Raw genomic sequence first — 24,090 nt, 5'->3', positions numbered from 1 at the left:
GGCGCGGGTGCGTGCACGGAGGTGCATCGCGATGTACTTTCCCGTCCAGGGTAATGGACTTCGACAGGTGCGTGAACCTCTTTGGGAACTGTCCCGGATGCTGGGATCGGAGGCCGGGCCGCTGGGATCGGCTGCCCGGCGACCGAAGCCGGCTCTGATGCGGGCATCCATACCTATTTTCCCGCATATGCGGCACCATGCACGGCTCGCCCCTGCCCGGCACGGCGTTGTTCCGGCGGGGAGGGGCCTCAGCGCCGGGCCATGTAGACGTTCAGCGCCTTGTGCAGCAGGCGGTTCAGCGGAAAGTCCCACTCGCCGACGTACTCCACGGCCTCACCGCCCGCGCCCACCTTGAAGCGCAGCAGGCCGAGCAGGTGGTCGGACTCCTCCAGGGTGTCGGTGATGCCCCGGAAGTCGTAGACGTGGGCGCCGAGTTCATGGGCGTCGCACATCATGCGCCACTGCATGGCGTTGTTGGGCTGGACCTCGCGCTTACGGCTGGTGGAGGCGCCGTAGGAGTACCAGACATGGCTGCCGACGACCAGCATGGTGGCCGCGGCGAGCACGTCCCCGTCGTGGTGGGCGAGGTACAGCCGCATCCGGTCGGGGTGTTCCGCGGTGAGCGCGCGGAACATGCGCTCGAAGTACGGCAGCGGGCGCGGCAGGAACCGGTCGCGCCCGGCGGTCTCGGTGTACAGCTCGTGGAAGACCGGCAGGTCCTCCGCACCGCCCCGGACGACCTTCACGCCCGCCTTCTCGGCCTTCTTGATGTTGCGCCGCCACTGCTGGTTGAGCCCCCGCTGGATGTCCTCCAGCGGCCGTCCGGCGAACGGGACCTGGCACACGTACCGGGGCTGCCCGGCGGCGAAGCCGTCCTCGCCGCCCGGCTCGCTCTGCCGCCAGCCCATGCGGCGCAGCCGGTCGGCGAGATCGATGCCGGCGGGCTCCTCCGACGTCGCCGGCACATCGCGCAGCCGGTGCGCGTCCGGGTCGGTGATCGCCGCCTTCACCGCCTCGGGGCTCCACCGCCGGGTCACCACGGGCGGCCCCATCTTGACCGAGAAGGCGCCCCGGTTCCTGAGGTGGACCAGCATCGGTTCCAGCCAGCGTTCCAGGTCGGGCGTGTGCCAGTCGATGACCGGACCCTCGGGCAGATAGGCCAGGTACCGCTTCGTCCGGGGCAGCGGGCGCAGCAGCACCAGGCCGACCCCCACCAGTCGCCCGTCCGCCTCGAACCACCCCAGGCTCTCGGCCTGCCAGTCAGGCTTCACGTCTCCCCAGGACGGCACCTGCATATGGCTGGCCGAAGGGCGTCCCGCCACGAACGAGAGGTGTTCGGCGCGGGACACGGGGCGGACGGTGAGGCGCATGCGCGGGCTCCTTCGGTTCGGCTCTTCGCTCACTGTAGGAGCGCGTCGGCGCCGGCCCCGGTTGCGCTCGCCCACCTGGAGCACCGCCCGCGCCGCCGGGTGGCCGCGGCCGAATTCATGCAAGCATGCTTGATTGTTTCTGCTCCCGCTGCCATGCTCCCCCCATGTCCGATCCGACGCCCGTCTTCGCCGACCTGCGTGAGGAAAGCGAGCAACTCGACCTGCTGGTCGCCGAGTTGCCCGAGGAGCGGTGGGTGCTCGACACGCCCGCCCCACGCTGGACCATCGCCCATCAGATCGCCCACCTGCACTGGACGGACCGGGCCGCGCTGCTCGCCGTGACGGACGAGGACGGGTTCGCGAAGGTCCTCCGCACGGCCGTGACGTCACCCGACGCCTTCGTGGACGAGGCCGCCGAGGAGGGCGCCCGGCTACGGCCCGCCGACCTGCTGGCCCGTTGGCGGGAGGGCCGGGCCGCGCTCGACACGGCGCTGCGGGCCGCCCCCGGCGGCAGCCGCTTCCCCTGGTTCGGGCCACCCATGTCGGCCGCCTCTATGGCCACCGGTCGTCTTATGGAGACCTGGGCCCATGGGCAGGACGTGGCGGACGCCCTGGGTGTGGTCCGCACACCCACCGACCGGCTCCGGCATGTGGTCCGCATCGGGGTGCGAGCCCGGGACTTCGCCTTCGGTGCACGGGGGCTGCCCGTACCGGCGGAGGAGTTCCGCGTCGAGGTGACCGCACCGTCCGGACAGGTGTGGGCCTACGGGCCGCCGGACGCCGCCCAGCGCGTCACCGGCCCCGCCCTCGACCTCTGCCTCCTCGTCACCCAGCGCGCCCACCGCGCCGACCTCGCCCTGCGCGCCGAGGGTCCGGACGCCGACCGCTGGCTCGACATCGCCCAGGCCTTCGCGGGCCCCCCGGGCACGGGCCGCCCGCCGACACACCCCGACCGGTCCCACACCGCGCCCAGGGGTGCCGGCCGTTCCCCCGGTGCGTCCGGCCCTCGCCCGGACGAGGGGACGGCCCTGTGACCGTGTCCGACGGGTCCGAGCCGATGACTCCGGCCGTGCCCGGCGGGACCGGCCCGGTGGCGCCCCTGCGCGTCGGCAACTTCTCCGGCTTCTACGGCGACCGCTCCGCCGCCCTGCGCGAGATGCTCACCGGCGGCGACCTGGACGTCCTCACCGGTGACTACCTCGCCGAACTCACCATGCTCATCCTCGGCCGCGACCGCCTGAAGGACCCGGCCGCCGGGTACGCCCGCACCTTCCTGCACCGGCTGGAGGACTGCCTCGGCCTCGCCCACGAACGCGGGGTGCGGATCGTCACCAACGCGGGCGGCCTGAACCCGGCCGGACTCGCCGGGGAGATACGGAAGCTGGCGGACCGGCTCGGCATCCCGGTGCGGGTCGCCCATGTCGAGGGCGACGACCTGGGCGCGGCATACCCCGGGACGCTCGCCGCCCACGCCTACCTCGGCGGTTTCGGGATCGCCGCGTGTCTGCGGGCCGGCGCCGACATCGTGGTCACGGGCCGGGTGACCGACGCGGCGCTCGTCACCGGACCCGCCGCCGCCCACTTCGGCTGGCGACCGGGGGAGTACGACCGTCTCGCCGGTGCCGTCGTCGCCGGACACGTGCTGGAGTGCGGCACCCAGGCGACCGGCGGGAACTACGCCTTCTTCACGGAAGGCGACGTGCGCCGGCCCGGATTCCCGCTGGCCGAGATCCACGCCGACGGCACCGGCGTCGTCACCAAGCACCCCGGCACCGGCGGCTTCGTGGACGTGGGCACGGTCACCGCCCAGCTGCTCTACGAGACCGGCGGCGCCCGGTACGCCGGCCCCGACGTCACCGCCCGGCTGGACACCGTACGGCTCGTCCGGGAGGGGCCGGACCGGGTGCGGATCGAGGGTGTACGCGGCGAGGCGCCCCCGCCCACCCTCAAGGTCGGGCTCAACCGGCTCGGTGGCTTCCGCAACGAGGTCGTCTTCGTCCTCACCGGACTCGACATCGAGGCCAAGGCGGCCCTGGTGCGCGAGCAGCTCGCCGGCGTGCTCGCCGCGTCACCGCCGCAGGAGGTCCGGTGGGACCTGGTCCGCACCGACCGGGCCGACGCCGGCACCGAGGAGACGGCCAGCGCGCTGCTGCGGCTCGTCGTACGGGACCCGGACCAGCAGGTGGTCGGGCGGGGCCTGACCGGGGCCGCCGTGGAGCTGGCACTCGCCAGCTATCCCGGCTTCCACCTGCTGTCCCCACCCGGAAAGGGCGCCCCTTACGGGGTCTTCGAGGATGTGTACGTGCCCCATGGGGCCGTGGACCATGTGGCCGTCCTCCATGACGGGCGCCGGATCCCCGTGCCGCCGCCCCATCAGACGCGCCCCCTGGACGCCGTCCCGCCCCCGGCTCTCCCGGAGCCCCTCCCGCCCGGCCCGGTCCGGCGCGCGCCCCTCGGCCTGGTCGCCGGGGCCCGCAGCGGGGACAAGGGCGGCGACGCCAACGTGGGCGTGTGGGCGCGGACGGACGAGGCCTGGCGGTGGCTCGCGCACACGCTGACCACCGACCGCCTGCGCCGGCTGCTCCCCGAGGTCCAGGACCTGCCCGTCACCCGGCACGTGCTGCCGCACCTGCGCGCCGTGAACTTCGTCGTCGAGGGCGTCCTCGGCGCCGGCGTCGCCGCCCAGCACCGCTTCGACCCGCAGGCCAAGGCCCTCGGCGAATGGCTGCGCTCCCGCCACCTGGACATCCCGGAGACCCTGCTGTGACGGTTCTGCGAACGGCCCTCGACCCCACGGGACCCGACTACCGGGCCCACCGCGAGGCGATGCTCGCCAAGCTCGCCGACCTGGACGCCGAACACGCCAAGGCGCTCGCCGGCGGCGGCGAGAAGTACGTCCGGCGGCACCGGGAGCGCGGCAAGCTGCCGGCACGCGAGCGCATCGAACTGCTGCTGGACCCCGACACCCCGTTCCTGGAGCTGTCCCCGCTGGCCGCCTGGGGCAGCGACCACCCCGTCGGCGCCTCCCTGGTCACCGGCATCGGGGTGGTCGAGGGCGTGGAGTGCCTGATCACCGCCAACGACCCGACCGTACGCGGCGGCGCCAGCAACCCCTGGAGCCTGAAGAAGGCCCTGCGGGCGAACGACATCGCGCTCGCCAACCGGCTGCCCTGCGTCAGCCTGGTCGAGTCCGGCGGCGCCGACCTGCCCTCCCAGAAGGAGATTTTCATCCCCGGCGGCGCCGTCTTCCGGGACCTCACCCGGCTGTCTGCCGCCGGTATCCCGACGATCGCCGTCGTCTTCGGCAACTCCACCGCCGGCGGCGCCTACGTCCCCGGCATGTCCGACCACGTGATCATGGTCAGGGAACGGGCGAAGGTGTTCCTCGGCGGTCCGCCGCTGGTCAAGATGGCCACCGGTGAGGAGAGCGACGACGAGTCCCTGGGCGGCGCCGAGATGCACGCGCGCGTGTCCGGCCTCGCCGACCACTTCGCCCTGGACGAGCGGGACGCGCTGCGTCAGGCCCGGCGGGTCGTGGCCCGCCTCAACCACCGCAAGGCCCACCCGGACCCCGCCCCGGCCGAGCCGCCCCGCTACGACCCGGAGGAGCTGCTGGGCATCGTCCCCGGCGACCTGAAGGTGCCCTTCGACCCGCGCGAGGTCATCGCCCGGATCGTGGACGCCTCCGACTTCGACGAGTTCAAACCGCTGTACGGCACCAGCCTGGTCACCGGCTGGGCGGCCCTGCACGGCTACCCGATCGGCATCCTGGCCAACGCCCAGGGGGTGCTGTTCAGCGCCGAGTCCCAGAAGGCCGCCCAGTTCGTCCAGCTCGCCAACCAGCGCGACATCCCGCTGCTCTTCCTGCACAACACCACCGGCTACATGGTCGGCCGGGAGTACGAGCAGGGCGGGATCATCAAACACGGCGCGATGATGATCAACGCGGTCGCCAACAGCACGGTCCCGCACCTGTCGGTCCTCATGGGGGCGTCCTACGGTGCCGGGCACTACGGAATGTGCGGCCGGGCCTACGACCCCCGGTTCCTGTTCGCCTGGCCGAGCGCCAAGTCCGCCGTCATGGGCCCGCAGCAGCTCGCCGGCGTGCTGTCGATCGTCGCCCGGCAGTCGGCGGCGGCGAAGGGGCAGCCGTACGACGAGGACGCGGACGCGGCGCTGCGGGCCATGGTGGAGCAGCAGATCGAGGCGGAGTCGCTGCCCATGTTCCTGTCCGGGCGGCTGTACGACGACGGCGTCATCGACCCGCGGGACACCCGCACCGTCCTCGGCCTGTGTCTCTCCGCCCTGCACACCGCCCCCTACCAGGGCGTGCGTGGCGGCTTCGGCGTCTTCCGGATGTGAGGGATCCCGTGATTTCCAGTGTGCTCGTCGCCAACCGGGGCGAGATCGCCTGCCGCGTCTTCCGTACCTGCGCCGGACTCGGCATCCGCACGGTCGCCGTGCACTCGGACGCCGACGCGGACGCGCTGCACGCGCGCGTGGCCGACACGGCGGTACGGCTGCCGGGCGCGGCGCCCGCCGACACCTATCTGCGCGGCGACCTGATCGTGCGGGCGGCCCTGAGCGCCGGCGCGGACGCCGTGCACCCCGGGTACGGCTTCCTGTCGGAGAACGCCGGCTTCGCGCGCGCCGTCCACGACGCCGGCCTGACCTGGATCGGCCCGCCCCCGCAGGCCATCGAGGCCATGGCGTCCAAGACCCGCGCCAAGCGGCTGATGGGCCTCGCCCCCCTGGACGCGGACCGGGTCACCGGCGCCGACCTGCCCGTCCTGGTGAAGGCGGCGGCGGGCGGCGGGGGGCGCGGCATGCGGATCGTGCGCCGCGTGGAGGAGCTGCCGGCCGCGCTGGAGGGCGCACGCGCGGAGGCCGCGAGCGCCTTCGGGGACGGCGAGGTGTTCGTGGAGCCGTACCTGGAACACGGCCGCCATGTGGAGGTGCAGATCCTCGCCGACACCCACGGCACCGTGTGGCCGCTCGGCACCCGCGACTGCTCCCTCCAGCGCCGCCACCAGAAGGTGATCGAGGAGGCCCCGGCGCCGGCCCTGCCGGCCGCGCTCACCGAGGAGCTGTACGCGCTGGCGGTGCGCGCCGCGCGGTCCGTCTCCTACGTCGGCGCCGGCACGGTCGAGTTCCTGGTCGCCGACGGCCGCGCGCACTTCCTGGAGATGAACACCCGGCTCCAGGTCGAACACCCGGTCACGGAGGCGGTGTTCGGGCTGGACCTCGTCGCGGAGCAGATCCGGATCGCCGAGGGGCACGCCCTGGACACCGTGCCGCCACGCGCGAGCGGCCATGCCGTCGAGGCCCGCCTGTACGCCGAGGACCCCGCCCGCGACTGGACCCCCCAGACCGGCACCCTGCACCGCCTCGCCGTACCGGCCGGCGTCCGCCTGGACACCGGCTACACCGACGGCGACCCCATCGGCGTCCACTACGACCCGATGCTCGCCAAGGTCGTCGCCCACGCCCCCACCCGGGCCGAGGCGGTCCGCCGGCTGGCCGGCGCGCTGGAGCGGGCCTCCGTGCACGGCCCGGTCACCAACCGCGACCTGCTGGTGCGCTCCCTACGGCACGAGGAGTTCACGTCCGCCCGCATGGACACCGGCTTCTACGACCGCCACCTCGCCGCGCTGACCGCGTCCGCCCCCGACCCGTACGCCCCCCTGGCCGCCGCCCTCGCCGACGCCCACGGCCGCTCCCGCTTCGGCGGCTGGCGCAACGTGCCGTCTCAGCCCCAGACGAAGCGGTACCTAATGGGCGGCGAGGAGCACGAGGTCCGCTACCGGCACACCAGGCAGGGCCTCACGGCGGACGGGGTGGAGGTCGTGCACGCCGACGCCCGTCTGGTCGTCCTCGAAGTGGACGGCGTCCGGCGCCGGTTCGAGGTGTCCGTCCACGGCGACCAGGTCCACGTGAACGCCACCGCCCTCACCGCACTGCCCCGCTTCCCCGACCCCGCCGCCCGGCTCGCTCCCGGTTCCCTGCTCGCCCCGATGCCCGGCACGGTCGTACGCGTCGCCGACGGCCTCGCGGAGGGCGTGGCCGTCGAGGCGGGCCAGCCGCTGATCTGGCTGGAGGCGATGAAGATGCAGCACCGGATCTCCGCCCCGGCCACCGGAACGCTCACCGCCCTGCACGCCAGGCCGGGACAGCAGGTGGAGCCGGGCCTGTTGCTCGCCGTCGTCCGAGAATCCTAGGAGCGCCATGACTGCCGTCATCGAATCCGAAGAGCACCAGGCCCTGCGGTCCGCCGTCGCCGCCCTGGGCGGGCGCTACGGCCGCGACTACCTCACCCGGACCATCGCGGCGGGCCGCCACCCCACCGAACTGTGGTCCGAGGCCGGAAAACTCGGCTACCTCGGCGTCAACCTGCCCGAGGAGTACGGCGGCGGAGGCGGCGGCATCGCGGAACTGTCCATCGTGCTGGAGGAACTGGGAGCGGCGGGCTCGCCGCTGCTGATGCTCGTCGTCTCGCCCGCGATCTGCGGGACGGTGATCTCCCGCTTCGGCACGCGCGAACAGAAGCGGGCCTGGCTCCCCGGACTCGCCGACGGCACCCGCACCATGGCCTTCGGCATCACCGAACCCGACGCCGGATCCAATTCCCACCGCATCACCACCACCGCCCGCCGTGACGGCGCCGACTGGCTCCTGACCGGCCGCAAGGTGTTCGTCTCCGGCGTGGACCAGGCGGACGCGACGCTCATCGTGGGCCGCACCGAGGACGCCCGCACCGGCACCCTCAAACCCTGCCTGTTCATCGTCCCGCGCGACACCGCGGGGTTCGCGCGCCATCCGATCGACATGGAACTCACCGCCGCGGAGAAGCAGTTCGAGCTGGTCCTGGACGACGTACGGCTGCCCGCGGAGGCACTGGTCGGCGACGAGGACGCCGGACTGCTCCAGCTGTTCGCCGGGCTCAACCCCGAGCGGATCATGACGGCGGCGTTCGCGATCGGCATGGGCCGGTACGCACTCGCCAAGGCCGTCGCCTACGCCCGCGACCGCACCGTGTGGAAGTCGCCCATCGGCGCCCACCAGGCCGTCGCACACCCCCTGGCACAGGCGCACATCAGCCTGGAACTGGCCCGGCTGATGATGCAGAAGGCGGCCCGGCTGTACGACGCGGGCGACGACGCCGGCGCGGGCGAGGCCGCCAACATGGCCAAGTACGCGGCCGGCGAGGCGTGTGTGCAGGCCGTCGACCAGGCCGTGCACACCCTCGGCGGCAACGGGCTCACCCGGGAGTTCGGGCTCGCCTCCCTGATAACGGCCGCACGCGTGGCCCGTATCGCCCCGGTCAGCCGGGAGATGATCCTCAACTACGTCTCCCACCAGACCCTCGGCCTGCCCAAGTCGTACTAGGCGTCGTGGAGGAACCGTGTTCCGCAGCGAGTACCCAGACGTCCCGCCCGTCGACCTGCCCATCCACGACGCCGTCCTCGGCCGGGCCGCCGCCCACGGTGACCTTCCCGCCCTCGTCGACGGCATCGACGGCACCACCCTCACGTACGGGCAGGTGGACCGGCTCCACCGGCGCCTGGCCGCCGGGTTCGCCGAGGCGGGCGTGCGCAAGGGCGACGTCCTCGCCCTGCACAGCCCCAACACCCTCGCCTTCCCGACCGCGTTCTACGCGGCCACGCGCGCGGGTGCCACCGTCACCACCGCGCACCCGCTCGCCACCGCCGAGGAGTTCGCCGGGCAGCTCGGCGACAGCGCGGCCCGCTGGATCGTCACCGTCTCCCCGCTGCTGGAGACCGCCCGCCGCGCCGCCGGACTCGCCGGCGGCGTACGGGAGATCCTCGTGTGCGACAGCGCGCCCGGGCACCGTTCACTGACCGACCTGCTCGCCACGACCGCCCCCGGACCCCGCGTCGCCGTCGACCCGGCCGAGGACATCGCCGTGCTGCCGTACTCCTCCGGCACCACCGGCACCCCCAAGGGCGTCATGCTCACCCACCGGCAGATCGCCACCAACCTCGCCCAGCTGGAACCCGCCGTCCCGGCCGGCCCCGGCGACCGCATCCTCGCCGTCCTGCCGTTCTTCCACATCTACGGCCTGACCGCCCTGATGAACGCGCCCCTGCGCAACGGTGCCACCGTCGTCGTCCTGCCGCGCTTCGAACTGGAGACGTTCCTCGCGGCGATCGAGAAGCACCGCATCACCGGCCTGTACGTCGCCCCGCCGATCGTCCTCGCCCTCGCCAAGCACCCCGCCGTCACCCGCTACGACCTCTCCAGCCTGAAGCACGTCATCAGCGCCGCCGCCCCGCTGGACGCGCGGCTCGCCCTCGCCTGCGCCACCCGCCTCGGCCTGCCCCCGATCGGCCAGGCCTACGGCATGACGGAACTGTCACCCGGCACCCACGTCGTCCCCCTGGACCGGCTGCGCGAGGCCCCCGCGGGCACGGTCGGCAGGCTCATCGCCGGCACCGAGATGCGGATCGTCTCCCTGGACGACCCCGCCACGGACCTCGGCACCGGCGAAGCGGGCGAGATCCTGATCCGCGGACCCCAGGTGATGAAGGGCTACCTCGGCCGCCCCGACGCCACCGCCGCACTGATCGACGGCGACGGCTGGCTGCACACCGGGGACGTCGGGCACGTCGACGCGGACGGCTGGCTGTTCGTCGTGGACCGGGTGAAGGAACTCATCAAGTACAAGGGCTTCCAGGTGGCCCCCGCAGAACTGGAGGCCCTCCTGCTCACCCACCCCGGCATCGCCGACGCCGCCGTCGTCGGCGCCCGCACCGAGGACGGCAACGAGGTCCCGCACGCCTTCGTCGTCCGCCGCACCACCGCCGGCGACCTGAGCGAGAACGACGTCCTGCTGTACGTCGCCGAACGCGTCGCCCCCTACAAACGCGTCCGTCGCGTCACCTTCACCGGCACCGTCCCCCGCGCCGCCTCCGGCAAGATCCTGCGCCGGCAGCTCAGGGAGCACACATGAGCACACCGATCGGACGCACGCGCGCGCGTGGCGTCGACACCCTCAGCCTGGACGCCACCACCACCCGCAACGCCCTCTCGGCGCCCCTGGTGTCCGCCCTCGCCGAGGCCCTGGCCGACTGCGGCCGGGACCCCGACGTACGGGCCGTGGTCCTCACCCACACCGGTACGACGTTCTGCGCCGGCGCCGACCTGCGCGACCCGCCGCACCCCGACGCCCTGGTGGCCCTGCTCCGGCAGATCGTCGAACTGCCCAGACCGGTCGTCGCCCGCGTCACGGGACACGTCCGCGCCGGCGGCCTCGGCCTGCTCGCCGCCTGCGACATCGCCGTCTCCTCCACCGCGGCCACCTTCGCCTTCACCGAGGTACGCATCGGCGTCGCCCCCGCGGTGATCTCCCTGCCGGTGCTCCCGCGCACCGACCCCCGCGCCCTCGCCCGCCACTACCTCACCGGCGAACGCTTCGACCCCGCGGAGGCCGTCCGCACGGGCCTGCTCACCGCGTGCGCCGACGACGTGGACGACGCCCTCGCCCCCGTCCTGGACGGCCTGCGCCGCTCCTCCCCCGAGGCCCTGGCCGCGACCAAAGGGCTGCTCACGGCTAGGGTGCTGGAGACGTTCGACCGGGACGCGGCGGAGCTGACCGCGCTCTCGGCCCGGCTGTTCTCCTCCGCCCACGCCCGGGAGGGGATGACGGCCTTCCTGGAGAGACGGGACGCGGCATGGGTGGTGTGAGTACGACGGAACGCGAGCGCGTGCCCAAGCAGGACCGCAGCCGGGCCACCCGGCAGCGGCTGCTGGAAGCCGCCGTGGCCTGCCTCGCCGAGCACGGCTGGGCGGGCTCCACGGTCGCCGCCGTCGCCGAGCGGGCCGGTGTCTCCCGGGGCGCCGCCCAGCACCACTTCCCCACCCGCGAGGACCTGTTCACCGCCGCCGTCGAGTACGTCGCCGAAGAACGCTCCACCGCCCTCAGAGCCCTCTTCCCCGACGGCGCCGCCGACCGCCGCGCCGTCGTCGCCGCCCTCGTCGACCTCTACACCGGCCCCCTCTTCCGCGCCGCCCTGCACCTGTGGGTCGCCGCCTCCAACGAGGAGCAGCTGCGTGGCCGGGTGACCGAGCTGGAGGCCCGCGTCGGCCGCGAGACCCACCGCATCGCCGTCGACCTCCTCGGCGCCGACGAGACCCTTCCCGGCGTCCGCGAGAGCGTGCAGGGCCTCCTCGACATGGCCCGCGGTCTCGGCCTCGCCAACCTCCTCACCGACGACACCGCCCGCCGCCGGCGGGTGGTGGCCCAGTGGGGCGCCCTGCTGGACGAGAGCCTGGGCGCAGACGCGGGGTGAGGTCCGGTCCGACGGGCCCGGACGCACCTGCGGCGCCGGGGGTTACTCTTGGGCCCATGCCTCCGATGCTCGTCCGCCGCCGCCACGTGGACTACGTGCGCGTCACGAGCATGGGCTGTCGGCGCTTCTCCGCCTGACCCAGCCCCCTTCTCCCTTCCTTTTCCGGCACCCGGGGGCCGCTCTCCACCCCTCGGCGGCCACCCGTGCCCCGTACACCCTGCGGACGCACCATGACGATCCACCCGGCGACGGCGCACACCCCCGCGATCCCGTCGTACGACCAGCTCCCGATCATCGACCTGTCGGCGGCCGACCGCGGCCCCCAGGCCCGCGCCCTGCTCCACGCCCAGCTGCACAGCGCCGCCCACGACGTCGGCTTCTTCCAGCTCACCGGGCACGGCGTGACCCCGGCCGAGACCGACGCCCTGCTCACCGCCATGCGCGCCTTCTTCGCCCTCCCCGAGGCCGACCGGCTCGCCCTGGACAACGTCAACTCCCCGCACTTCCGCGGCTACACGCGTACCGGCGACGAGCGCACCGGCGGCTCCCGCGACTGGCGCGACCAGCTCGACATCGGCGCCGAACGCCCCGCCCGCGTCCCCGGCCCCGGCGAACCCCCGTACTGGTGGCTCCAGGGCCCCAACCAGTGGCCGGCCGCCCTGCCCGCGCTGCGCACGGCCGCCCTGGCCTGGATCGACCGGCTGAGCGCGGTCGCCGAGCGCCTGCTGCACGAACTGCTGACCGCCATCGGCGCCCCCGCCGGCTTCTACGACCCCGTCCTCGGCGCCCACGCCCACCCGCACCTCAAACTCGTCCGCTACCCCGGCAGCGCGGACGACGGCACCGGCCAGGGCGTCGGCGCCCACAAGGACTACGGCTTCCTCACCCTGCTCCTCCAGGACACCGTCGGCGGCCTCCAGGTGCAGCGCGAGGACGGCCGCTTCCACGACGTGCCGCCCATCGAGGGGGCCTTCGTCGTCAACCTCGGCGAACTCCTGGAGGTGGCGACCGACGGCTACCTCCTGGCCACGAACCACCGGGTCGTCAGCCCGCCCGGCGCCACCGAGCGGTTCTCCGTCCCGTTCTTCTACAACCCGCGCCTGGACGCGAAGGTCGAGCCGCTTCCCTTCCCGCACGCGTCGAAGGCCCCCGGTGTCACCGACGACCCGGCCAACCCGCTGCACGCCGAGTACGGCTACAACGAACTGAAGGGCAAGCTCAGGGCCCACCCGCTCGTCGCCGAACGGCACCACGCGGGCCTGCTGACACCGGCGTGACCCACCCTCCGCAGGACACGGAGCCGCACCGCCGGGCGGCTCCGCCCTCTAGCGGGTGGTGTCCGCGATATCCGCGTATCCCTCGATCTCCTGCGGGCCGCGCGGTCCCGGTCCCACATACCGGGCGGAGGGCCGCACCAGCCGCCCCGTGCGCTTCTGCTCCAGGATGTGCGCCGACCAGCCCGCGGTCCGCGCACACGTGAACATCGACGTGAACATGTGCGCCGGCACCTCGGCGAAGTCCAGCATGATCGCCGCCCAGAACTCCACGTTCGTGGCGAGCACCCGGTCCGGCCGGCGGTTGTGCAGCTCCTCCAGCGCGGCCTTCTCCAATGCCTCCGCGACCTCGAACCGCGGCGCCCCCAGCTCCCGTGCCGTACGCCGCAGCACGCGCGCCCGCGGGTCCTCGGCCCGGTACACCCGGTGCCCGAACCCCATCAGCCGCTCGCCGCGGTCCAGCGTCCGCCGGACGTACGCCGCCGCGTCCCCCGTCCGCTCGATCTCCTCGATCATGCCGAGCACCCGCGACGGCGCGCCGCCGTGCAGCGGCCCGGACATCGCGCCCACCGCGCCCGACAGCGCGGCGGCGACGTCCGCGCCGGTGGAGGCGATGACCCGGGCGGTGAAGGTGGAGGCGTTCATGCCGTGTTCGGCGGCGGACGTCCAGTACGCGTCCACGGCGGCGACGTGCTTCGGGTCCGGCTCCCCCCGCCACCGGATCATGAACCGTTCCACCACCGAGTGCGCCTTGTCGATCTCCCGCTGCGGCACCATCGGCAGCCCCTGCCCGCGCGCGGACTGGGCGACGTACGACAGGGCCATCACGGCGGCCCGCGCCAGGTCCGCCCGCGCCTGCCGCTCGTCGATGTCGAGCAGCGGCCGCAGCCCCCACACCGGAGCGAGCATGGCCAGCGCCGACTGCACGTCCACCCGGATGTCACCGGAGTGCACCGGGATCGGGAACGGCTCGGCGGGCGGCAGACCGGGGTTGAACGCGCCGTCGACCAGCAGTCCCCACACGTTCCCGAACGAGACGTGCCCGACCAGGTCCTCGATGTCGACGCCCCGGTAGCGCAGGGCGCCGCCCTCCTTGTCGGGTTCGGCGATCTCCGTCTCGAACGCGACGACTCCCTCGAGTCCGGGTACGAAGTCGGACATCTGGCGGCTCCTCGTGATGTGCGGCCGGCGGTCACCCCGGTGATGCCCCGATCGGCCGGTGGTCACCCGTGGTGAACCCAACCGCAAGGGGATCAGCACGATAGCTCCCGGTGCCGCACTTGGGGAGACCACACGACACCCGGTGCCATACCCGTTCGATACGGCAAGATGACCGGGTGACCGACCGCGACCCGTTCCTGGACCCCGTCCTCGATCCCGCCGCCATGCGCAAGCAGTACCGGGCCGACGGCCTCGCCGAGGAGGACCTCGCCACCCACCCCATGGACCAGTTCGCCCGCTGGTTCGAGGAAGCCGCCCGGGCGGCCGTCCACGGCACGCTCTACGAGGCCAACGCGATGGTCGTCTCCACCGTCGACCCGACGGGCCGGCCCAGCTCGCGCACGGTCCTGATGAAGCAGTACGACACCGACGGCTTCGTCTTCTACACCAACTACGACTCGCCCAAGGCCCGCGACCTCGCGCACAACCCGCGCGTCGGTGTGCTCTTCCCCTGGCATCCGCTGGCCCGCCAGGTGATCGTCACCGGCACCGCCCGCCGCACCGGCCGCGACGAGACCGCCGCCTACTTCCGCACCCGCCCGCACGGCTCCCAGCTGGGCGCCTGGGCCAGCACCCAGTCCGCGGTGATCGCCTCCCGCACCGAACTGGACACCGCCTACGCCGCGCTGGAGGCCCGCTACCCCGAGGGCGAACAGGTCCCGGTCCCGCCCCACTGGGGCGGCTTCCGGGTGGCGCCGGAGACCGTCGAGTTCTGGCAGGGCCGCGAGAACCGGCTGCACGACCGCCTGCGCTACGCCGCCCGGCCGGACGGCACCTGGCGCGTGGAACGCCTCAGCCCCTGACGTGAGCGGCACGGGGAACGCAGACGACCCGCGGGCTGGGTTCCTCAGGGAGGAGCCGGCCGGACGTAACCGGCAGCCCGCGGGTCGGGTGACTGCGTTGGATTGGCCGGCCGCGTGATGGACACGCCGGTCCGGCACCGCACTGGGTGTGGTGGCGGGCCGCTAGCCCGCAGCCACCTCGCGCGTCCGGGTTTCACTCATGTACCCGATCACCTCCTTTCCTACGTGGCTCCAGCGTAAGAATGCGGGCCCGGTGACTCAACTGTTTTTTCCGGCGTCTCGCGCGCCGGGGTGCGTGCACCAGGACCGGGCGACCTCCTGGGGCCGGGGGCCGGGATTTCCCCTGACAGGCGGGGGACACGGATGGTAGACGTGCTTGCGTGACCGGACTTCGGATCGTCGCCGTCGACGGCGACGACATGCTCGAACACTGGCGGTACGTCCACAACGCGGTCGTCCCGCCCGCCGCCCTGTCCCCGGAGGACGCCCGGCGGCGGTCGCAGTGGTACCGGCTGGCCAACGCCTACGTCGGGGACGTGGTCGTCGGATGTTCCACCGTGCGGCCCCCGACGGACCGGGGCGGCGTGGCGACCGTCATCGCGCGCGTGCTGCCCGCGTTCCGGGGGCGCGGATTCGGGACGGCGGTGTGGGAGGACGGGCGGGCACACGCGCGCGTGCTCGGCGCCGCCGTGATCGAGACGTGCGTGCTCGCGGCGAACACCGACGGGCTGCGGTTCGCCCTGCGGCACGGGTTCGTGGAGGTCGAGCGGTACGTGCTGGACGGGGAACGGGACGAGTGGGTGGATCTGCGGCTCCCGCCGGGCGGGACCGGGGATTGATTGCCGCAATCTTGTGGGAACAGGATGTGGGCTGTGTCACGTTCCAGTTGAATGAAGGCCAGTGAGCGGACCGAGCGCCGTACGTGCGCGGACGCAGCCTCCAGGGGGTCCAGGTGAGTGCTTCGCGGCGGAGTGGGACCACGGACGAGCTGGGGCCGGACGAGCCCGGTGAGCCCGGGGGGTCCGACCTGCTCGCCGCGCTGCTGGACGGCATGGACGCCGCGCTGTGCGCCTTCGACGCCGACGGCGTGGTGACCCACTGGAACCGGGAGGCCGAGCGGATCCTCGGCTGGACGGCCGGCGAGGCCGTCGGCCGGCACGGGTTCGCCGGCTGGGCGGTGCGCAGCGCCGACGCCGAGGACGTGCACGCCCGGCTGATGTCGGCGATGCGGGCGCCCGGGCGGCAGGTGCACGAGTTCGCGCTGGTGACCAAGGACGGCGGCCGGGTGCTGGTGCGGACCCAGTCCGCCGCCGTACGCGGACCCGACGGAAAACCCGCGGGCGTGTACTGCGCGTTCAGCGAGGTGCACGCGCAGATCGACCTGGAGCGGTCGATCGCGTTGAGCGAGGCCCTGTTCGAGACCGCGGCCTGGGGGGTCGTGCTCGTCGACGCCGACCTGCGGCCCGCCGTGGTGAACGCCCACGCGGCGCGGGCCCTGGGCGTGGGGCGCACGTCCGTGCTGGGGCGCCCGCTGGGCGAGTTGCTCGGGCGGGGCGTGGAGGAACTGGAGGCGGCGCTCACCCACGTGCTGGCCGAGGGCGCGCCGCCCGCGCCCGCCGACCTGTGGGTCGGTGTACGCACACCCGAGGGCGAGAAACGGCGCTGCTGGCGCAGCGGGTTCCTGCGGCTGGCGTCACCGCTCGCGGAGGAGCCGGTGCCGCTCGGCGTGGCCTGGCTGTTCCAGGACGTCACCGAGGCACGGCAGGGCGAGCAGGAGACCGCCCTGCTCCGGTTCCGGGCCAACCAGCTGCACCGGGCGGCCCGGGCCGCGGCCGAGTGCGAGGACCCGGCGGAGGCGGCGACCGTCCACCTGGACTTCGCCCTCGCCGGCTTCGCCGATCACGCGCTCATCGACCGGGTGGCGGGCACCCCGCGCGCGGACGGCGAGGGCGCGCCGGATCCGGTCCGGCTGGTCCGGACCGCCGCCACGCCCGCCGGAGCGCCGGGCCCGAGCGTGCCGACGGGCGCGGCGGGACTGCCCGTGCGGTACGGGGAGGGGCATCCGGCGCTCCAGTGCGTGGAGCGGGCCGGGATCGTGCGCGCGGACGCCGGGTCGGTGCCGGCGGCGCGGGCCCGGGAGTGGGCGCTGGAGCGGCGGTGGCCCGGTGACGCGGTGCACGCGCTGTGTGCGGTGCTGCGCAGCCGGGGGCGGACGCTGGGCGTGGTGACGTTCCTGCGCGGGGCCGGCCGGAACCGCTTCGAGCGGTCCGACACGGCCTACGCGGAGGACGTGGCCGTACGCATCGCGGCGGCCCTGGACCTGGCGGAGGCGCTGCGGGGACGGCCGCACGAGTAGGTTCCGGCTCAGCGGCGGTAGAAGATCCGGTCGCCGTACTCGTCCATCACCCGGCCGTTCCACTCGTGTCCGCCGTCGACGTTGCCGGAGCGCAGCAGCGGGGGTTCGATGCCGCGGTCGGCGAGGGCCGCGGCGGCGGTCGCCATGACCGCCTGCACGAGGGCCGTGGTGACGACCGTGGAGGCGGGGGCGAAGGGCGCCGGGATGGTGTCGAGGGTGAGTTCCGCGTCGCCGACGGCGATCTTCGAGTCGAGGACGATGTCGCAGTGGTCCTTCAGGAAGGTGCCGGAGGAGTGCCGGGACGTGGTGTCCGTGGCGTACGCGACGGAGGTGACGCCGATGACCTTCACACCGCGGGCGCGGGCGCCCTGGGCCATCTCCACGGGCAGGGCGTTGCGGCCGGAGAGGGAGATGATCAGGAGGGCGTCGCCGGCGCGGACCGGGGAGGTGCCGAGGACGGCGCTCGCCAGGCCGTCGACGCGTTCCAGGGCGGAGCCGAGGGTGGCGGGGGTGACGTCGACGCCGACGACACCCGGGACGGCGAGCAGGTTCATCAGGGCCAGGCCGCCCGCGCGGTAGACGACGTCCTGGGCGGCCAGGGAGGAGTGACCGGCGCCGAAGGCGAACAGGCGGCCGCCGGCCGCGACGGTGTCGGCGAGCAGGGTGCCGGCCGCGGTGATCGCCCCGGCCTCCTCGTCGCGGACCCGTTGCAGCAGGCCGACGGCGGCGTCGAAGAACAGGTCGGCAGGCGTGCCGTCGCTCATGCGGTGCCCCTTCGCAGCGTCTGTGTCGCGGATCACCGTGCGGTCTGGACCAGTGCGGTGTCAATACGGCCGACGGCGCCGGGTACCGGTGCCGGCCCCGGCCGGGCGGGCACCCGTTTCCGCGGCGCCGCACGCTTGTCAGTGGGATCCGGCAGAATTGGGTCCAGGGCCAGCGCACGCGTCGGGCTGCCGGCCGAGGTAATCGAGGGGCACGTATGTCCGGACTGATCGACACCACGGAGATGTATCTCCGCACCATCCTCGAACTCGAAGAGGAAGGCGTAGTCCCCATGCGCGCCCGCATCGCGGAGCGGCTGGACCAGAGCGGGCCCACGGTGAGCCAGACGGTGGCGCGGATGGAGCGCGACGGCCTGGTGTCCGTGGCCAGCGACCGGCACCTGGAGCTGACGGACGAGGGGCGCCGGCTGGCGACGCGCGTGATGCGCAAGCACCGGCTGGCCGAGTGCCTCCTGGTGGACGTGATCGGGCTGGAGTGGGAGCAGGTGCACGCGGAGGCCTGCCGCTGGGAGCACGTGATGAGCGAGGCGGTGGAGCGCCGCGTGCTGGAGCTGCTGCGGCACCCGACCGAGTCGCCGTACGGCAACCCCATCCCGGGCCTGGAGGAGCTGGGCGAGAAGGACGGGGCGGAGGCGTTCCTGGACGAGAGCATGGTGTCGCTGGCCGACCTGGACCCGGGTGCGGACGGCAAGACGGTCGTCGTGCGCCGCATCGGTGAGCCCATCCAGACGGACGCGCAGCTGATGTACACGCTGCGGCGGGCGGGTGTGCAGCCCGGTTCGGTGGTGAGCGTCACGGAGTCGCCCGGCGGGGTGCTGGTGGGCAGCGGCGGTGAGGCGGCCGAGCTGGCGGCGGACGTCGCCTCCCACGTGTTCGTGGCCAAGCGCTGAGACGGAGAGGCCCCGGCGCCGTGCGGCGCCGGGGCCCGACCTCCCCTGTGCTGACCCGGAGCCCCGAGCTCCCAGGGTCATTTCCCCTCGGACCGTTCTTCCCCGAGCGGTCCGCCTCCTGACAGAAGAGATCCCCTCGGCCGCGGCGATCATTCCTTGAGAGGTGTCACTCGAATGAGGGGTGTTGGCCGCAGAGACAGAATTTTCGAATAAGTATTCGATAGCCTGAAACAAGTGGACGACGAGGCAGGCGGAGCTGGGGGGTACCAGGCCGATGGCACGGCGTATCGACGTGACGGGGGCGGGCGGGGTGCGCCTGGCCGCCTGGGAGTTCGCGGACCCTCCGAAAGCGGATCCTCCGCCACCGGCGGGTGAGCCGGGCAAGGAAACGGAGTCTGGCGCTCCGGGTGTGCTGTTACTGCACGGCCTGATGGGCCGCGCCTCCCACTGGGCGGCCACCGCCCGCTGGCTCGCCGGGCGCCACCGCGCCGTGGCCCTCGACCAGCGCGGCCACGGCCGGAGCGACAAGCCCGCCCCGGCCGCCTACACCCGCGAGGCCTACGTCGAGGACGCCGAGGCCGCCGTCGAGCAGCTCGGCCTCGGCCCGGTCCTCCTCGTCGGCCACGCCATGGGCGCCCTCACCGCCTGGCAGCTCGCCGCCAAGCGTCCCGACCTGGTGCGCGGACTGATCATCTGCGACATGCGGGCCTCCGCGCTCGGCGCGGCCTCGCAGCGCGAATGGACCGACTGGTTCCGGACCTGGCCCCTGCCCTTCGCCAGCCTCGCCGACGTCCGCGCCTGGTTCGGCGAGCACGACCCCTGGGTGGAACGGCCGAACCCCGCGCGCGGCGCGTTCTACGCCGAGGTGATGCACGAGTGCGAGGACGGCTGGCGGCCGGTCTTCGAACCGGAGCAGATGCTCAGCTCCCGCGAGGCGTGGGTGTACGACGCCCACTGGGAGGAACTGGCCCAGGTCCGGTGCCCCGCGCTCGTCGTCCGCGGCCTCGACGGCGAACTGGGCCGCGCCGAGGCCCAGGAGATGGTCCGGGTCCTGCCCCGGGGCGCCTACGCCGAGGTGCCCGACGCCGGCCACCTCGCCCACTACGACCACCCGGAGTCCTGGCGCGCCGCGGTCGAACCCTTCCTCGGCCAGGTCCTCACCGGCTGACCCGCCGCGCCGCCCCCTACCCACAGGCAAGGACCGCGTATGAGCACCCAGGCCCAGGAGGGCTTCCTGAAGGGCTTCCACGCCGGCCGGCCGGCGGTGACCACCGAGGTGTTCGCCGCGGCCCGCGCCGCCGGGGCCCGCACCGGCTACGAGATCCTGCGGGACCGCGTCACCGGCCGCCGCCGGGTCCTGGACCTCGGCTGCGGCGACGGCCTGCTGCTGGAGCTGCTGGCCGGTACCCCGGGGCGTCGGCTCGCCGGAGTCGACCTCTCACCGCAGTCGCTGTCCCTGGCCCGCCGCCGTCCGGCGCTGTCCGCGGCGGCGCTGCTGGAGGCCCGGGCCCAGCGGCTCCCGTTCCGTACCGGCGCCTTCGACGCCTGCGTCTCGCACCTGGCGCTGATGCTGATGGCCGACCTGGACCAGGTCCTCGCCGAGCTGTCCCGGGTGCTGGCGCCGGGCGGCCTGCTGGCCTGCGCCATCGGGGCCGGCGGGGGCGGGACGGCGTACGAGCTGTTCGGCGAGCTGCTGCCGGAGGCGCTCGCCGGGGCGCCCGCCGGGCGCCGGATGCCGGCGCTGGGCGACCGCCGGGCCCGGGACCCCGAGGCGCTGGGCGCGCTGGTCACCGCGGCCGGTTTCACCGGCGAGCCGGAGTGGGAGACGGCGACGGTCGACATGAGCGGGCCGCCCGAGCGGGTGTGGAGGGCGCTGTCCGGCATGTACGACCTAGCCGCGCTGGACCCCGCGGCGCTGGCCGCGCTCGGGCGGACCTTCCACACCCGGGCCGTCGCCGTCACCGGCGAGGGCAAGGACCTGGACTGCCACTTCCGCCTACGCGTGCTGACGGCCCGACGCCCCTGACCCGCCCGGCCGGGCGGCTCCGACCCGGCCCGGCCCCCGACCGGCCGGGCGGCCCTGCCCCCGACCGGCCCGGAGGCCCTGACCCGGCCCGGTCGCGGCGTCCCTGACGTGTGATGGCCGCGGCGGCTCTGGCACGTCCTGGTCCACGCCGGCCGGGCAGCCCTGCCCCGGCCGGTCCCGGCCGGCCGGGTGGTTGCGGCGCTCCTGGCGCCGGGCGGTCGGGGCGATCTGGCACGGCCCGGTCCCGGCCGGCTCGGCGTCCTGACGCGGCCGGTCCGGGCCGGCCGGGCGGCTGCGACGCGGTCTCGGCGCTCCTGGCCCGGTGCGGTCGGGGCGGCTTTGGTACGGCGGGTTGCGGCGGCTCGAAGGGCCCGGTCCCGGCGGCTAGGCGGTTCTGGCACGGCACGGCCCTGGTCGGCTCGGCGGTTCTGGGTCGGGCCGGTCTCGGTCGGCTTGGCGTCCTGACGCGGCCGGTCCGGGTCGGCCCGGCGGTCCCGACGTGGGCCCGGCCTGGTCGGCGGTCCTGGTGCCGCACGGTCCCGGCCGCCGGCGCCGTGCCCTCCGGCGGGGCCGGGCGCCCCGCCGACGCCGCGGCTAGCGGTCCCGGCCGCACGCGTAGGTCAGCGGGGAGATCAGCTCCTCCGCGTCCGGCAGCCAGCGGTTCGCCGGGGTCGGCCGGCGGGCCCACTGCACGGCCCCCCGGGTGCCCACCCGGGTGGGCGGCGCGGCCACGTACGCGCCCTCGCCCAGCGCGGCCAGATCCAGGGACGACAGCGACCACCCCAGCTTCCGCACCAGGTCCGGCACCTTCGGGCCGGCCCCCGGCAGCACGAAGAAGTGCATCCGCCGGTCGGGAGTCAGCGTGACCGGCCCGAGCGTCAGCTCCATCCGCTCCATCCGGGCGAGGGCCAGGAAGCCCGTGCTCTCCGCAACGGACAGCGTGTCGAACGTCCGTCCGGTCGGCAGCAGGACCGACGCCGTCGGCTGCTGCTGCCACATCCGGCGCACGACGGTCGGGCTGCCGGTCGCCTGGGCCGCCCAGTCGGGGCGCGTGGGGTGCGCCCCCGGCGCAGGGCAGGAGAAGTCACGGCACGAGCAGTGCGGCACCCCGTCGACCGCTTCCAGCCAGCTGCCCGGGACCACGTCCCAGTGCCGCTCCTCGGCGTACCGTACGGCGGTCTCCAGCAGCGATTCCCCCCGCTGCTGCGGAACCTGACCGGCAGTCTGAGTGTCCTGGGCGTCCGCGATCGTCTCTTCCACGTTCCTCTCAACTCCCTCACCCATCCGGGGTTACGGCCGCGGCGCGCGCGGGGGAGGAGCACCGGTCCGCCGGTCGGGGCGCATGGGTGCACGTGCGGGGGCGCGCGGGAGGAAGCGGGGCGTGGGGTGGGTAGCCAAGGAGGGGGAGGGCAACCGTCGTTACCCCGGCAAACCGTACATGTCGTGCATTGACGGTATGTCAGCTGGGCAGTGATCTTCCCGGCCTGAACTTCACGCTCCAGGGGATCGCAACGCAGGGGGTAGCACATGGCCGCAAGGCCGCTCGTGGCGAGGCAGCCGAACGAACGCCTCCAGACACTCATCCAGGAAGCGGGGTGCTCGAACGCCGGGCTGGCCCGGCGGGTCAACATGTGCGGCGCCGAGCACGGTCTCGACCTGCGCTACGACAAGACGTCCGTGGCCCGCTGGCTGCGCGGCCAGCAGCCGCGGGGCCGGGCGCCGGCGATCATCGCCGAGGCGCTCGGGCGCAAGCTCGGCCGTACGGTCACGATCGACGAGATCGGCATGGCCAACGGCAAGAACCTCGCCTCGGGCGTCGGTCTCCAGTTCTCGCCGACGGTACTGGGAGCCATCGAGCAGGTCTGCGAGCTGTGGCGCAGCGACGTGGGGCGCCGGGACTTCCTGTCCGGCTCCTCCGTCGCCGCCTCCGCGCTGGTCGAACCCAGCCGCGACTGGCTGATCTCGGCGCCGGACGCCCAGGTCGCCCGGCAGGCGGGCCCGCGCGTGGGCCAGTCCGACGTCGCCGCCGTACGGGCCATGACCCGGTCGCTGACGGACCTCGACCACCAGTACGGCAGCGGGCACGTGCGCCCGGTCGTCGTGCACTACCTGAACAGCGTCGTCTCCGGACTGCTCGCGGGCTCCTACCGGGAGGCCGTCGGACGGGAACTCTTCGCCGCCGTCGCCCGGCTGACCGAACTGGCCGGGTACATGGCCGTCGACACCGGGCAACCGGGCCTGGCGCAGCGGTACTACATCCAGTCGCTGCGGCTCGCCCAGGCCGCCGGGGACCGCGGGTACGGCGGCTACGTACTCGCCGCGTCCATGAGCCACCTCGCCGCGCAGCTCGGGAACCCCCGGGAGATCGCCCAGTTGGCGCGGGCGGCGCAGGAGGGGACGCGCGGGCAGGTGACCCCGCGCGTGGAGGCGATGTTCCACGGGGCCGAGGCGCGCGGGCACGCCCTGCTCGGTGACGCGCGCGCGGCGCAGGCGTCCACCGGGCGGGCGGTCGCGGCGATGGAGCGGGCGGACGGCTCCCGCGACGACGACCCGGTGTGGATCCGGCACTTCGACGAGGCCTACCTCGCCGACGAGCTGGCGCACTGCCACCGTGACCTGGGACAGGCCGAGCAGGCGGCGCGGTACGCCGAGCAGTCGCTGGCCGGGCACCCCGAGTCCCGCGCCCGCCGGCGCGCCATCGGGTATGTGCTGCTGGCCACGGCCCAGGTGCAGCAGCGCGAGATCGAACAGGCCTGTGGCACGGGCATGAAGGCGGTCGAACTGCTGGAGACCCTGCGGTCCAATCGCGGCGCCGAGTACCTGGACGACCTCCAGCAGCGGCTGGAGCCGTTCCGGGACGAGGCGGTGGTGCGGGAGTTCGGGGCGCGCCTGGAACTTCCGCAGGCCGCGTGAACACCCGCCCGGCCAGGGGGTGAACGGACGGCGAACGGCGGCCGGGCGTGCGCCCGGTGCTGTGGGGCGCGCGCCGCGGGGCGTCGCTGTTACCGCCGTCACAGGAAAGGAGGTTGCGTCCTGAGCTGCGTGGCACCCGGCTCGG

The 24,090-nt window shown here is 74.1% G+C and carries 20 protein-coding genes; 16 read left to right on the top strand and 4 right to left on the bottom strand.

All coding sequences use genetic code 11. From position 1 onward, the window contains the following. Positions 1–248: 248 nt before the first annotated feature. Positions 249–1,370, bottom strand: a complete 1,122-nt coding sequence (locus tag AB0F03_RS06650) for a peptidoglycan bridge formation glycyltransferase FemA/FemB family protein (RefSeq protein ID WP_361987176.1) — start codon at positions 1,368–1,370, stop codon at positions 249–251. A gap of 164 nt (positions 1,371–1,534) precedes the next feature. Here AB0F03_RS06650 and AB0F03_RS06645 point away from each other — a divergent pair, with 164 nt between their 5' ends. The 9 genes from AB0F03_RS06645 (at position 1,535) to AB0F03_RS06605 (ending at position 12,957) form a co-directional block, all read left to right on the top strand. Then, positions 1,535–2,404, top strand: coding sequence for a TIGR03084 family metal-binding protein (locus AB0F03_RS06645; RefSeq protein ID WP_361987174.1), 870 nt, complete (start codon positions 1,535–1,537; stop codon positions 2,402–2,404). 23 nt (positions 2,405–2,427) lie between these two features. Continuing rightward, positions 2,428–4,137, top strand: coding sequence for an acyclic terpene utilization AtuA family protein (locus tag AB0F03_RS06640; protein WP_361987509.1), 1,710 nt, complete (start codon positions 2,428–2,430; stop codon positions 4,135–4,137). After that, positions 4,134–5,732, top strand: a complete 1,599-nt coding sequence (locus AB0F03_RS06635; RefSeq protein ID WP_361987172.1) for a carboxyl transferase domain-containing protein — start codon at positions 4,134–4,136, stop codon at positions 5,730–5,732. Before AB0F03_RS06640 ends, AB0F03_RS06635 begins: the two co-directional genes overlap by 4 nt. An 8-nt stretch (positions 5,733–5,740) precedes the next feature. Beyond that, positions 5,741–7,588, top strand: coding sequence for a biotin carboxylase N-terminal domain-containing protein (locus AB0F03_RS06630; RefSeq protein ID WP_361987171.1), 1,848 nt, complete (start codon positions 5,741–5,743; stop codon positions 7,586–7,588). 7 nt (positions 7,589–7,595) lie between these two features. Continuing rightward, complete coding sequence (locus tag AB0F03_RS06625; RefSeq protein WP_361987169.1) at positions 7,596–8,756, top strand: acyl-CoA dehydrogenase family protein; 1,161 nt, start codon at positions 7,596–7,598, stop codon at positions 8,754–8,756. 16 nt (positions 8,757–8,772) lie between these two features. Continuing rightward, positions 8,773–10,341, top strand: a complete 1,569-nt coding sequence (locus AB0F03_RS06620; protein WP_361987167.1) for a 4-coumarate--CoA ligase family protein — start codon at positions 8,773–8,775, stop codon at positions 10,339–10,341. Then, positions 10,338–11,075: an enoyl-CoA hydratase family protein gene (locus tag AB0F03_RS06615; RefSeq protein ID WP_361987165.1), complete on the top strand. Its 738-nt coding sequence runs from the start codon at positions 10,338–10,340 to the stop codon at positions 11,073–11,075. The genes AB0F03_RS06620 and AB0F03_RS06615 overlap by 4 nt, the downstream gene beginning before the upstream one ends. After that, a complete protein-coding gene (locus AB0F03_RS06610; RefSeq protein ID WP_361987163.1) occupies positions 11,063–11,680 on the top strand; it encodes a TetR/AcrR family transcriptional regulator in 618 nt (205 codons plus the stop codon). The genes AB0F03_RS06615 and AB0F03_RS06610 overlap by 13 nt, the downstream gene beginning before the upstream one ends. A 230-nt stretch (positions 11,681–11,910) precedes the next feature. Continuing rightward, on the top strand, positions 11,911–12,957 hold the full coding sequence (locus tag AB0F03_RS06605) for a 2-oxoglutarate and iron-dependent oxygenase domain-containing protein (protein ID WP_361987161.1): 1,047 nt from the start codon (positions 11,911–11,913) through the stop codon (positions 12,955–12,957). Positions 12,958–13,005: 48 nt separating this feature from the next. On the opposite strand, the gene AB0F03_RS06600 is transcribed toward AB0F03_RS06605, so the two are convergent. After that, positions 13,006–14,115, bottom strand: coding sequence for a citrate synthase 2 (locus AB0F03_RS06600; protein WP_361987159.1), 1,110 nt, complete (start codon positions 14,113–14,115; stop codon positions 13,006–13,008). A gap of 176 nt (positions 14,116–14,291) precedes the next feature. On the opposite strand from AB0F03_RS06600, the gene pdxH reads away from it, so the two are divergent. The 3 genes from pdxH (at position 14,292) to AB0F03_RS06585 (ending at position 17,334) form a co-directional block, all read left to right on the top strand. Beyond that, a complete protein-coding gene (pdxH, locus tag AB0F03_RS06595; RefSeq protein ID WP_361987157.1) occupies positions 14,292–14,978 on the top strand; it encodes a pyridoxamine 5'-phosphate oxidase in 687 nt (228 codons plus the stop codon). 380 nt (positions 14,979–15,358) lie between these two features. After that, a complete protein-coding gene (locus tag AB0F03_RS06590; protein ID WP_361987155.1) occupies positions 15,359–15,817 on the top strand; it encodes a GNAT family N-acetyltransferase in 459 nt (152 codons plus the stop codon). Positions 15,818–15,930: 113 nt separating this feature from the next. Next, a complete protein-coding gene (locus tag AB0F03_RS06585) occupies positions 15,931–17,334 on the top strand; it encodes a PAS domain-containing protein (RefSeq protein WP_361987154.1) in 1,404 nt (467 codons plus the stop codon). An 8-nt stretch (positions 17,335–17,342) separates the two neighbouring features. Here the strand turns inward: AB0F03_RS06585 and AB0F03_RS06580 are convergent, their stop codons facing one another. Continuing rightward, positions 17,343–18,098 carry an SIS domain-containing protein gene (locus tag AB0F03_RS06580; RefSeq protein ID WP_356817801.1) on the bottom strand — a complete coding sequence of 252 codons (756 nt, stop codon included), beginning with the start codon at positions 18,096–18,098 and terminating at the stop codon, positions 17,343–17,345. Between the two features lie 215 nt (positions 18,099–18,313). Here AB0F03_RS06580 and AB0F03_RS06575 point away from each other — a divergent pair, with 215 nt between their 5' ends. The 3 genes from AB0F03_RS06575 to AB0F03_RS06565 all read left to right on the top strand — a co-directional run bounded on the left by AB0F03_RS06575 (position 18,314) and on the right by AB0F03_RS06565 (position 21,032). Next, entirely contained in the window at positions 18,314–19,006 is a 693-nt protein-coding gene (locus AB0F03_RS06575) for a metal-dependent transcriptional regulator (protein ID WP_361987152.1), read from the top strand. 274 nt (positions 19,007–19,280) lie between these two features. Next, entirely contained in the window at positions 19,281–20,174 is an 894-nt protein-coding gene (locus AB0F03_RS06570) for an alpha/beta hydrolase (RefSeq protein ID WP_361987150.1), read from the top strand. 39 nt (positions 20,175–20,213) lie between these two features. Further along, positions 20,214–21,032 (top strand): class I SAM-dependent methyltransferase, encoded by an 819-nt coding sequence (locus AB0F03_RS06565; protein WP_361987148.1) that lies wholly within the window; start codon positions 20,214–20,216, stop codon positions 21,030–21,032. 594 nt (positions 21,033–21,626) lie between these two features. On the opposite strand, the gene AB0F03_RS06560 is transcribed toward AB0F03_RS06565, so the two are convergent. Beyond that, entirely contained in the window at positions 21,627–22,292 is a 666-nt protein-coding gene (locus tag AB0F03_RS06560) for a bifunctional DNA primase/polymerase (RefSeq protein ID WP_361987146.1), read from the bottom strand. Positions 22,293–22,559: 267 nt separating this feature from the next. Between AB0F03_RS06560 and AB0F03_RS06555 the strand changes: the two genes are divergently transcribed. After that, positions 22,560–23,945: a transcriptional regulator gene (locus tag AB0F03_RS06555; RefSeq protein WP_361987145.1), complete on the top strand. Its 1,386-nt coding sequence runs from the start codon at positions 22,560–22,562 to the stop codon at positions 23,943–23,945. Positions 23,946–24,090 lie beyond the last annotated feature (145 nt).

The organism is Streptomyces sp. NPDC028722 (genome assembly GCF_040637655.1).
In the GTDB taxonomy this organism is placed as follows: domain Bacteria; phylum Actinomycetota; class Actinomycetes; order Streptomycetales; family Streptomycetaceae; genus Streptomyces.
This window is presented reverse-complemented; position numbering and strand designations above follow the sequence as displayed.